We start from the raw sequence: 9099 nt of genomic DNA, 5'->3' as shown, positions 1-9099 counted from the left end.
CGACCGAGGCCTTCCTCCACGAGCCGCAGTCACGGCGCACCCCGTTCGTGATCGGTATCGCCGGCTCGGTCGCGGTCGGCAAGTCGACGACCGCGCGCCTCCTGAAGGAGCTGCTGGCCCACTCCCCCAGCCACCCGGTCGTCGAGCTCGTGACGACCGACGGCTTCCTGTTCCCCAACGCCGAGCTCGAGCGCCGCGACCTCCTGGACCGCAAGGGCTTCCCCGAGTCGTACGACCGCAAGGCCCTCCTGCGCTTCGTCATGGAGGTCAAGTCGGGCGTCGAGGTCGTCACGGCGCCGGTCTACTCCCACCTGACGTACGACCGCACCGACGAGCTCGTGACGCTCAAGGAGCCCGACATCGTCATCGTCGAGGGCCTCAACGTCCTCGCGCCGGCTCGCCCCCGCGGCGACGGATCGCCCGGCCTGGCGGTCAGCGACTTCTTCGACTTCTCGATCTACGTCGACGCGTCCGGCAAGGACCTGCGCCGGTGGTACATCGACCGCTTCCTGTCGCTCCGCAAGACCGCCTTCGCGGACCCCCACTCGTACTTTCACCGTTACAGCGCCTTCAGCGACGAGGAGGCCGTCGCCCGCGCGGGCGAGCTGTGGGACACGATCAAATGGCCCAAACTCAATGAGAACATCGCAACGACCCGCGGCCGCGCCACGCTGGTGCTCCGCAAGGGTCCCGACCACGCCGTCGACTGGGTCCGCCTCCGCAAGATCTGACCCTCACCCCCCGCCCCAGAGCCGCGAGTGGCGCAGTTCGAGTCTTGTGAGACGGCGTGTCGTCCAGTTCTGCGCCACTCGAGGACTGTTGTGCGCCACTCGGGGTCAGGACGACCCGATCAGCGCTCCCGCACGTACTCTCCCAGCCAGCCGGCGAGCCGGAACCCCATCGCCTCGTTGACCGCGATCATGGGCGCGTTGCTGGCGGCGTTGAACGTGTGGACGTACGAGCGACCGGCCAGCAGGTCGGCCGACGCGTGCATCGCCGCGACCTTCAGCGACAGCCCGAGGCCGTGTCCGCGGTGCGCGGGCAGGACGAGCGTGTCCCACTGGTAGGCGTCGTCCCGGTCGTCGTCGCTGAACACCAGCTGGGTGTGGCCGGCGAGGACCCCGTCGGGCGACATCGCGACGACGACCTGCATGACCCGCCCCTGCTCGACGAGCAGCGCCTCGTCGCGGCGGACCCGGCCGGCGTCGAAGAACTCGTTCTCCAGCGGATAGTCGCCTGAGGGCGCCTCCTGCACCAGCAGCGCCAGCAGACCGGCGTACTCGTCGACCCACTCCTGCGGGCACGGCCCGCGCCAGGTCCGCAGGACGTAGCCGTCCCGCACCGGTGCCTCCGGCAGCGAGGCGGGGAGTCGCAGGACGCGGTGGGCATCGGCAAGGTCCCGGCGGAAGCCGCGCGCCTCCGCGAAGGCCGTCCGGACGGAGCCGTCCGACCCCACGGGCCAGCGAGCCTCGGCGAAGAGCGTCGTGCGGCCCGCGGCCACCGCCATCTCCTCGAGCCTCGCCAGGATCGCGCTGCCGTGCCCGCGGCCACGATGCTCGGGCGGGACGGTGACCTCGACGTACGCCAGCGTGCGATTGTCCTGGTGCGGCAGCTCGAGGAGGCCGCCGCCCACGACCCTGCCCGCGTCGTCCCGCGCGAGCACACAGGACGCCGTGACGTACGGCGACTCGTCGAGGAGCTCGGCGCGCCGCTCGCGGAACGAGTAGGGCCGGTCCCACTCGTCGTCGTGCGCAGCGAGATAGGCGACGTGGTAGTCGCCGTACTGCTCGTCGTCGTGCGGGTCGAGCGGCTCGATCGTGGTCATCGCCGGACCGGTGGACCTAGAGGGCGAGAGTCTTGAGGACGACGCCCGCGAGGTGCTGGGCGACCTCGGCGGCCTCTTCGTGGGTGGCCGCCTCGACCATGACCCGCACGAGCGGCTCGGTGCCGGACTGCCGCAGCAGGACCCGACCCGAGTCGCCGAGCCTGGCGGCCGCGATCGCGACCTCACCCTGCAGGGTCGGGTCCGTGTCGGCGCGGGACTTGTCGACTCCCGGGACGTTGACCAGCACCTGCGGCAGCCGGGTCATCACCGCGGCGAGGTCTGACAGCGTCGACCCGGTCTCGTGCAGGCGGGCCGCCAGGTGCACCGCGGTCAGGACCCCGTCACCCGTCGTCGCGTAGTCGCCCATGATGACGTGCCCGGACTGCTCGCCGCCCATGTTGAAGGCACCGGCCCGCATCGCCTCGAGGACGTAGCGGTCGCCGACCGCCGTCTGGATGACCGTGATGTCGTGCTCCTGCATCGCCCGCACGAAGCCGAGGTTGCTCATGACCGTGGCGACGACGGTCTGGTCGGTCAGCCGCCCGGCGTCGCGCGCCGCGACGGCCAGGATCGACAGGATCTGGTCGCCGTCGACGACCGCGCCCGTCTGGTCGACGGCGAGGCAGCGGTCGGCGTCGCCGTCGAACGCGAAGCCCGCATCGGCACCGTGCTCCACGACGGCCTTCTGCAGGTCGCCGAGGTGGGTCGAGCCGCAGCGGTCGTTGATGTTGAGGCCATCGGGCTCGGCGTGGATCGCGATGACGTTGGCGCCGAGCTCCTCGAAGACGCGGGGCCCCACCTCGTACGCCGCACCGTTCGCGCAGTCCAGCACGACCGTGAGGCCCTCGAGCCGACGGGGCGAGGAGGTGACGAGGTGCTTGACGTACGCGCTGACGCCCGCGCGGCTGTCACCGATGCGGCCGACGTCGGCACCGGTGGGACGCTCCCACGGCTCCTCGAGACGGTTCTCGATCAGGACCTCGAGATCATCGTCCAGCTTGAGCCCGCCACGGGCGAGGAACTTGATGCCGTTGTCGGGCATCGGGTTGTGGCTCGCCGAGATCATGACACCCATGTCGGCGGCGAGGAACGACGTCAGGAACGCCGCGCCGGGTGTGGGGACGACGCCCAGGCGGTGGACGTCGACCCCGGCAGAAGCAAGGCCCGCGACCACCGCTGCCTCCAGGAATTCTCCTGAGGCGCGGGGATCGCGGGCCACGACTGCTGTGGGGCGCTGGTCGGCGAACGCGCCGGCCTCTCCCAGGACGTGGGCCGCGGCGACCGCGAGGTCGACGGCGAGCTCGGCGGTCAGATCACGATTCGCGAGTCCGCGAACGCCATCCGTGCCAAAGATCCGGCCCACGAACAATCAGCGCTTGCTGTACTGCGGAGCCTTACGGGCCTTCTTGAGACCAGCCTTCTTGCGCTCCTTGATGCGCGAGTCGCGCGTCAGGAGTCCGGCCTTCTTGAGGACCGGACGGTTGACCTCTTCGTCGATCTCGTTGAGCGAGCGAGCCACGCCGAGGCGCAGTGCGCCGGCCTGGCCGGTCATGCCGCCACCCGTGACACGGGCGATGACGTCGAACCGGTCCTGCAGACCCGTCTCGGCGAAGGCCTCCTTGGCAATCTGCTGGTGCAGCTTGTTGGGGAGGTACTCCTCGAGGGGCTTGCCGTTGACGGTCCAGACGCCGGTGCCCGGAACGATGCGGACGCGAGCGATGGCCTCCTTGCGGCGACCCGTCGCGGCACCCGGAGCGATCGTCGCGGGCTTGCTGGAGGTCTCGGAGCCGCCAGCGCTCTCGGATGTGTAAGCCACACCCTCGGCGTTGGTCTCGAACTCGGTCGTTTCGGTGGTGGTGTCAGCCACGATAAGCCTGCTTCTCTTCTTTACTGGGAGATCTGCGTGATCTCGAACGGCTGGGGCTTCTGGGCGCTGTGCGGGTGCTCGGGGCCGGAGTAGACCTTGAGCTTCGTGATCAGCTGATCACCCAGACGGTTCTTGGGAAGCATGCCGCGGACCGACTTCTCGATCGCCTTGCGCGCATCCTTGTCGAGCAGGTCACCGTAGGCGATGGACTTGAGTCCGCCCGGGTAGCCGCTGTGACGGTAGGCGAGCTTGTCGCGGCGCTTGTTGCCCGACAGGGCCACCTTCTCCGCATTGACGATGATGACGAAGTCGCCACCATCCACATGCGGAGCATAGGTCGGCTTGTGCTTGCCGCGGAGCAGCGTCGCAGCCTGGACGGCGAGACGGCCCAGGACGATGTCCTCGGCGTCGATGACGTGCCACTGACGGGTGATGTCAGACGGCTTGGGGCTGAACGTGCGCACGGCGTGACCTTCTCGTTCTTGATGTGGGTGATTCGGTGGTCGTTCCGGAGGCGAGAGCCATCCGGGACACGACACACTAGGTTAACCGGCACGAGCCACTCGGGTCAAAACGAGGTCGCTGTGTGGACCCGTTGACGCATGAGGTTTACCTCACCTCTAGGTTTGGTAGTGGACTGCAACATCTACGCAGCCCGACAATACGTCGTCACAGGAGACCCATCGTGACCGAGAACCAGACCCTGACTGTCCGCGACAATCGTACGGGTGAGGAGTTCGAGCTTCCCATCACCGACGGCACCGTCCGCGCCAGTGACTTCGGAAAGATCGGTCGTACCGATGACGAGCCCGGCCTCGCCGTCTACGACCCGGGCTTCACCAACACCGCCTCGACCCGCAGCGCCGTCACCTACATCGACGGCGACAAGGGCATCCTCGAGTACCGCGGCTATCCGATCGAGCAGCTCGCGGAGAAGTCGACCTACCTCGAGACCGCCTATCTGCTGATCCACGGCGAGCTGCCCACCAAGGAGCAGCACGAGCAGTGGGTGCACGAGATCACCTTCCACACCTTCCTGCACGAGAACCTCAAGTCCCAGCTGCAGGGCTTCCGCTACGACGCGCACCCCATGGGCATGCTGCTGTCGAGCGTGGGTGCACTGTCGACGTTCTATCCCGAGGCCCGCAACATCAAGGACCCCGAGATCCGTCACGACCAGATCGTGCGCCTGATCGCCAAGATGCCGACGCTGGGTGCCTGGGCCTTCCGCCACGCGCAGGGCAAGCCGTACGTCTACCCCGACAACGAGCTGTCCTACACCGAGAACTTTCTGTCGATGCTCTTCAAGATGAGCGAGCAGAAGTACAACCCGGACCCGCGCCTGGCCAAGGCCCTCGAGGTGCTGTTCATCCTGCACGCCGACCACGAGCAGAACTGCTCGACCAACGCGGTCCGCTCCGTCGGCTCCAGCCAGGTCGACCCCTACTCGGCGGTCAGTGCCGGCATCGCGGCGCTCTACGGCCCGCTGCACGGTGGCGCCAACGAGGCCGTGCTCAAGATGCTCAAGCGCATCAAGGTGCCGGAGAACATCCCGGCGTTCATCGAGGGCGTCAAGAAGGGTGACGAGAAGCTCATGGGCTTCGGTCACCGGGTCTACAAGAACTTCGACCCGCGCGCCACGATCATCAAGAAGGCCGTCGACGACGTCTTCGAGGTCACCGGGGTCAACCCGCTGCTCGAGATCGCGCAGGAGCTGGAGCGCATCGCGCTGGAGGACGACTACTTCATCTCCCGCAAGCTCTATCCCAATGTCGACTTCTACTCGGGCCTGATCTACGAGGCGCTGCAGTTCCCGCCCGAGATGTTCACGGTCCTGTTCGCGATCCCCCGCACCTCGGGCTGGCTGGCCCAGTGGCTGGAGCTCGTGGACGACAAGGAGCAGAAGATCGCCCGTCCCAAGCAGATCTACACCGGCGACCGTCGTCTCGACTTCGTGTCCGCCGAGGACCGCTGGGTCAAGTAGCCCACAGACGAAGGCCCCCACCACGACGGTGGGGGCCTTCGTCGTTCCCGGAGCCGATATCGTGGCCTGGTGCGCCTGCGACTCGATCTGTCCTACGACGGGACGGACTTCCGGGGCTGGGCGACCCAGCCGACGCTGCGCACGGTCCAGGGTGAGATCGAGTCGGCGCTCGCGCTGATCCTGCGCCTGCCCACCGTGCCCCAGCTGACCGTGGCCGGGCGCACCGATGCCGGGGTCCACGCCCGCGGCCAGGTCGCGCACGTCGATCTCGACGACGTCGACCCGCCGATCCTGGAGCGACGACTCCGCCGACTCCTGCCCGCCGACATCGCCCTGCGCGGCCTGACCCTGGCGCCCGAGGGATTCGACGCCCGCTTCGCCGCGCTGGAGCGGCAGTACGTCTACCGGATCTGCGACGGGCCGACCGGGCCGGACCCGCTGACGCGTGCTTACGTCGTCTCGCACGGCCGGCGGCTCGACACCGACCTCATGAACGCCGCGGCGCAGCACCTGCTCGGCGAGCACGACTTCGCGTCGTACTGCAAGCGGCGTGAGGGGGCCACGACGATCCGCACCCTGCGGGAGCTCGCGACGGTCCGCGAGGGCGACATGCTGGCCACCACGGTCCGCGCCGACGCGTTCTGCCACTCGATGGTGCGGGCCCTGATGGGCGCGCTCGTCGCGGTCGGGGAGGGCCGCTTCCCCCCGGAGTGGGCCGGCTCGGTCCTCGCCGGGCTCACCCGGGACGCCCGCGTCCGGGTCATGCCGGCGCACGGCCTCGTGCTGGAGGAGGTCGTCTATCCCGACGCCGACGGCCTGGCCGCCCGCGCGCTCGAGGCACGCCGGCGCCGGGATGAGTGACCTCCGCCTGGTGCCCCTGTCGCTGGCGGTGTTCGAGGCGCTCGCCGCCGAGGACCGTGCCGCCGCGGCCGAGCTGCTGGGCCTGCCGATCCCGGTCGAGTTCGCCGAGGCCGTCGACATCTGGCGATTCATGATCCGCGTCGTCGCGGAGGACCCCGACAACGCCGACTGGGCGATGCAGGCGGTCGTCGTCGGCGCCGACACGATCGTCGGCAACGCCGGCTTCAAGGGTGCGCCCGCGTCCGGTCAGGCCGAGCTCGGCTACCGCATCGTGGCGAGTCATCGACGGCGTCGCTTCGCCGTCGGCGCGATCCAGGCGCTGCTCGAGCACGCCCGGGCGGAGCCGCGGCTGGACCGGGTCATCGCCAGGATCTCCCCTGACAACGACGCCTCGGTGGGGGTCGTGACGGCCGCCGGGTTCGTCCCCGACGGCGAGTGGATGAACCCGCGCTGGGGTCGCCAGCTCCAGTTCGTGACGGACGTCGCCACCCCGGAGTGAGAGACTCGGCCCATGCCCGTCACGTGGGAGGACGTCGTCGCGTACGCCGTCACGCTGCCCGAGGTCGAGGAGTCCACGTCCTACCGCACCCCGTCGCTGAAGGTCGCGGGCAAGCTCATGGGACGGCTTCGCACCGAGAGCGAGGGCGGGCTCGCCCTCAAGTGCAGCGCCGTCGACAAGGAGGCCCTCGTCGGCGGTGACAACCCGGCGTTCTACACGACCCCGCACTACGACGGCCACGACTACCTCCTCGTCGACCTCGACCGGGTCGATCGCCTCGAGCTGTTCGAGCTCGTGACGGACGCCTGGCACATCGCCGCACCTGCGGCCGTACGCCGGCGGCACGCGCCGTGAGCGTGACCTGCTGGCCCGAGGCGGTGCGCTGGCGTCCGCGATCGTCGACCCCGTGGACGCCAGCGCACCGCCCCACCCGCCCCGTCTGGGAGACTGACGACGTGGCCGATCACTACTTCGACGCAGTCCCGACGAGTGACGACCGGCGCAGCCAGGTCACGGCCAGCATCTGGGGCCGCGACCTCAGCTTCACGACGGCGACCGGGGTCTTCTCCCGCGAGGGGCTCGACAAGGCCACCGACGTCCTCCTGCGCAACAGCACGCCCCCGACCTCCGGCACCGTGCTCGACCTCGGCTGCGGCTGGGGACCCATCGCGTGCGCCGTCGCCGGCGCGGGCGCCACCGTCTGGGCCGTCGACCCCAACCAGCGCGCGCTCGAGCTGACGGCCCTCAACGCCGAGGCACTCGGCGTCGAGGTGCGCACCGCCCTGCCCGACGACGTCCCGGATGATCTCGTGGTCGACCAGATCTGGTCCAACCCGCCGATCCGGATCGGCAAGCGGGCGCTGCACGACCTGTTGCTCCGCTGGCTCCCCCGCCTCGCGCCGGACGGATCGGCCCGCCTCGTGGTCGGCAAGAACCTCGGCGCCGACTCGTTGCAGGCCTGGCTCGGCGAGCAGGGCTGGCCGGCCACGCGGGTGACCAGCGAGAAGGGCTTCCGGGTCCTCGAGGTCCGCCGAGCCGGCTGACACGAGCAACGCCCCGTACGACGAAACGCCCGCCACCGTGAGGTGACGGGCGTTCCAGTTGGTGCAGTGACTACTTGGCGTCGTCCTCGGCCGGAGCCTCGGTCTCTGCAGCGGTGTCGGTGCTCGCCTCGACCGTCTCGGCCGCAGCTGCGGCGTCGCCGGTCGCCTCGACCACGTCGACGTCCGTGCCCAGGTCGTCGGACGGAGCGTCCTCGGCCTCGACGACGGGCGCCTCGGCCGGCTGGTCAGCCGACTTCTTGGGCGTCTGGTTCTGCGCGCCGAACTGCTTGGCCTCGACGATCTCGATGACGGCCATGGGGGCGTTGTCGCCCTTGCGTGCCGCGATCTTCGTGATGCGCGTGTAGCCGCCGGGACGGGTCGCCATGGCGGGACCGATCTCGGTGAACAGCGTGTGCAGGATGCTCTTGTCACGGATGACCTTGACGACCTGGCGGCGGTTGGCCACCGTGTCGGTCTTGGCCTTCGTGATGAGCGACTCCGCGTACGGACGCAGACGGCGGGCCTTGGCCTCAGTCGTCGTGATCTTGCCGTGCTCGAACAGGTTCTGCGCGAGGTTGGCGAGGATCAGGCGCTGGTGCGCCGGGCTGCCGCCGAGGCGAGGTCCCTTGGTGGGGGTGGGCATTGTTTGTCTCCAGAATCAATCGGGCTGAGTGCCGTGATCGGGCAGTACGTCAGTACTGCTCGTCCTCGGCGAAGCTGGCGTCGTCGTCGTACGCATCGATGACTGCCGACGGGTCGAAACCAGCCGGGCTGTCCTTGAGTGCGAGGCCCATCTCGGCGAGCTTGGCCTTGACCTCGTCGATCGACTTCGAACCGAAGTTACGGATGTCGAGCAGGTCCTGCTCCGAGCGCGTGATGAGCTCACCCACGGCGTGGATGCCCTCGCGCTTGAGGCAGTTGTAGGAACGAACCGTGAAGTTGAGGTCCTCGATCGGCAGGGCCAGGTCCGCGGCGAGCTGCTCGTCGACGGGCGAGGGACCGATGTCGATGCCCTCGGCC

At 69.2% G+C, this 9099-nt stretch carries 12 protein-coding genes; 6 read left to right on the top strand and 6 right to left on the bottom strand.

The features are described from left to right. On the top strand, positions 1-731 hold a 731-nt coding region (gene coaA / locus JWQ91_RS05260), incomplete at its 5' end, for a type I pantothenate kinase (RefSeq protein ID WP_297781700.1). Positions 732-850: 119 nt separating this feature from the next. Here the strand turns inward: coaA and JWQ91_RS05255 are convergent. The 4 genes from JWQ91_RS05255 to rplM form a co-directional block, all read right to left on the bottom strand. Continuing rightward, on the bottom strand, positions 851-1825 hold the full coding sequence (locus JWQ91_RS05255) for a GNAT family N-acetyltransferase (protein WP_297781697.1): 975 nt from the start codon (positions 1823-1825) through the stop codon (positions 851-853). A 16-nt stretch (positions 1826-1841) separates the two neighbouring features. Further along, positions 1842-3188 (bottom strand): phosphoglucosamine mutase, encoded by a 1347-nt coding sequence (gene glmM / locus JWQ91_RS05250; protein WP_297781695.1) that lies wholly within the window; start codon positions 3186-3188, stop codon positions 1842-1844. A 6-nt stretch (positions 3189-3194) separates the two neighbouring features. Then, positions 3195-3641 (bottom strand): 30S ribosomal protein S9, encoded by a 447-nt coding sequence (gene rpsI / locus JWQ91_RS05245; protein WP_297781704.1) that lies wholly within the window; start codon positions 3639-3641, stop codon positions 3195-3197. Positions 3642-3712: 71 nt separating this feature from the next. Further along, entirely contained in the window at positions 3713-4156 is a 444-nt protein-coding gene (rplM, locus tag JWQ91_RS05240; protein ID WP_297781693.1) for a 50S ribosomal protein L13, read from the bottom strand. A 221-nt stretch (positions 4157-4377) separates the two neighbouring features. On the opposite strand from rplM, the gene JWQ91_RS05235 reads away from it, so the two are divergent. From JWQ91_RS05235 to JWQ91_RS05215, 5 genes are all read left to right on the top strand, one after another. Beyond that, positions 4378-5676 (top strand): citrate synthase, encoded by a 1299-nt coding sequence (locus JWQ91_RS05235; protein WP_297781691.1) that lies wholly within the window; start codon positions 4378-4380, stop codon positions 5674-5676. Positions 5677-5742: 66 nt separating this feature from the next. Next, positions 5743-6537 (top strand): tRNA pseudouridine(38-40) synthase TruA, encoded by a 795-nt coding sequence (truA, locus tag JWQ91_RS05230; RefSeq protein WP_297781702.1) that lies wholly within the window; start codon positions 5743-5745, stop codon positions 6535-6537. Beyond that, the gene (locus JWQ91_RS05225; protein ID WP_297781689.1) at positions 6530-7036 is read left to right on the top strand and encodes a GNAT family N-acetyltransferase; all 507 of its coding nucleotides are present in this window, start codon (positions 6530-6532) and stop codon (positions 7034-7036) included. Before truA ends, JWQ91_RS05225 begins: the two co-directional genes overlap by 8 nt. 12 nt (positions 7037-7048) lie before the next feature. Next, positions 7049-7390 carry an MmcQ/YjbR family DNA-binding protein gene (locus JWQ91_RS05220; protein WP_297781687.1) on the top strand — a complete coding sequence of 114 codons (342 nt, stop codon included), beginning with the start codon at positions 7049-7051 and terminating at the stop codon, positions 7388-7390. 101 nt (positions 7391-7491) lie between these two features. Further along, positions 7492-8079, top strand: a complete 588-nt coding sequence (locus JWQ91_RS05215; protein WP_297781685.1) for a methyltransferase — start codon at positions 7492-7494, stop codon at positions 8077-8079. A gap of 70 nt (positions 8080-8149) precedes the next feature. Here JWQ91_RS05215 and rplQ read toward each other — a convergent pair whose 3' ends face one another. After that, a complete protein-coding gene (gene rplQ, locus JWQ91_RS05210) occupies positions 8150-8722 on the bottom strand; it encodes a 50S ribosomal protein L17 (protein WP_297781683.1) in 573 nt (190 codons plus the stop codon). 49 nt (positions 8723-8771) lie between these two features. Beyond that, the coding region (locus JWQ91_RS05205; RefSeq protein WP_297781681.1) for a DNA-directed RNA polymerase subunit alpha C-terminal domain-containing protein at positions 8772-9099 on the bottom strand (328 nt) is incomplete at its 5' end.

This window comes from Aeromicrobium sp. (assembly GCF_025965075.1).
Taxonomy (GTDB): domain Bacteria; phylum Actinomycetota; class Actinomycetes; order Propionibacteriales; family Nocardioidaceae; genus Aeromicrobium.
Note: the sequence above shows the minus strand (reverse complement) of the source record. Positions and strands in the feature narration are given on the sequence as shown.

What these genes read in the sequence shown, in the direction of transcription:
- JWQ91_RS05255 (WP_297781697.1), bottom strand. Translation starts at nt 1,825, where the DNA reads ATGACCACGATCGAGCCGCTCGACCCGCACGACGACGAGCAGTACGGC.
- JWQ91_RS05225 (WP_297781689.1), top strand. Translation starts at nt 6,530, where the DNA reads ATGAGTGACCTCCGCCTGGTGCCCCTGTCGCTGGCGGTGTTCGAGGCG.
- JWQ91_RS05220 (WP_297781687.1), top strand. Translation starts at nt 7,049, where the DNA reads ATGCCCGTCACGTGGGAGGACGTCGTCGCGTACGCCGTCACGCTGCCC.
- rplQ (WP_297781683.1), bottom strand. Translation starts at nt 8,722, where the DNA reads ATGCCCACCCCCACCAAGGGACCTCGCCTCGGCGGCAGCCCGGCGCAC.